Genomic DNA, 340 nt, shown 5'->3' on the forward strand with positions numbered 1-340 from the left:
AGAGCTGATAAATCAATCTCCTAAATCATCTTATATTGTTGCAGATAAAGGTTATGACAGTGAAAAGCTTAGAGATCATATACATGAAAAAGGTGCTATTTCAGTCATCCCTAGACGAAAAAACAATAAAATAGGAAACAATGACATAGATTGGTGTCTGTATAAGTATCGACATTTAGTTGAAAATGTATTTGGAAGAATTAAAAATTTCCGAGCAATAGCAACGAGATACGATAAATTAGAACAAAATTATGCAAGCATGGTTGCTTTAGCATTCACTATTATGTGGCCCCCTATACATGCTGAGTAATTATTGAGCATCAAAGATCAACACGCCCTA

The 340-nt window shown here is 33.2% G+C and carries 1 protein-coding gene; it reads left to right on the forward strand.

Annotated elements, in window-relative coordinates; translation table 11 throughout:
* The coding region (locus tag V6255_RS18035) for a transposase (protein ID WP_341629379.1) at positions 1-310 on the forward strand (310 nt) is incomplete at its 5' end.
* Positions 311-340: the final 30 nt, after the last annotated feature.

This window comes from Psychromonas arctica (genome assembly GCF_038155225.1).
In the GTDB taxonomy this organism is placed as follows: Bacteria; Pseudomonadota; Gammaproteobacteria; order Enterobacterales; family Psychromonadaceae; genus Psychromonas; species Psychromonas arctica_B.